General features: G+C 64.3%; 1 protein-coding gene. It reads right to left on the bottom strand.

Features of this window, described 5'->3' with window-relative positions:
* Positions 1–514, bottom strand: a 514-nt coding sequence (locus AC1DU6_RS35890) for a histone deacetylase family protein (protein WP_477863431.1), incomplete at both ends; no start/stop codon positions are given.

Genomic DNA, 514 nt, shown 5'->3' with positions numbered 1-514 from the left:
GAGATATCCGCCTTCCTGAACGAGCACGGTGGGCAGGCCCATGCGCGCGACGGCTTCACCGATGCGCCTGAAGCCCGGGGTGGTGACCTTGAGTGCGGCCAGCGGATCGTGTTCGGACGCGTCGAGGCCGAGCGCGAGCACGAGCGCTGTTGGCGCAAATGACTTGATGGTCTTCTCGGCGACGGCGAGCGCGTCGATGAACCCGTCATCGCCGGTGCCGAGCGCAAGCGGGAGATTGAGATTGGTGCCGAGGCCGTTGCCTTCGCCCTTCTCATGGGCATAGCCCCAGACGAAGGGATAGTAGCCGATGGGATCGGCATGGATCGACACTGTCAGCACGTCCGGACGCGCATAGAAGATGCCCTGGGTGCCGTTGCCGTGATGTACGTCGACATCGAGGATGGCGACGCGTTCGTGCTTGGTGCGCAGATGCTCGGCGGCGATCGCCGAATTGTTCATGAAACRGAAACCGCCGGCCATGTCGCGATAGGCGTGGTGGCCGGGTGGACGGCAG

The sequence above is a fragment of the Roseateles sp. P5_B10 genome (assembly GCF_056400485.1).
The sequence above is the reverse complement of the archived record's forward strand: the minus strand, read 5'-3'. Positions and strand labels throughout refer to the sequence as shown.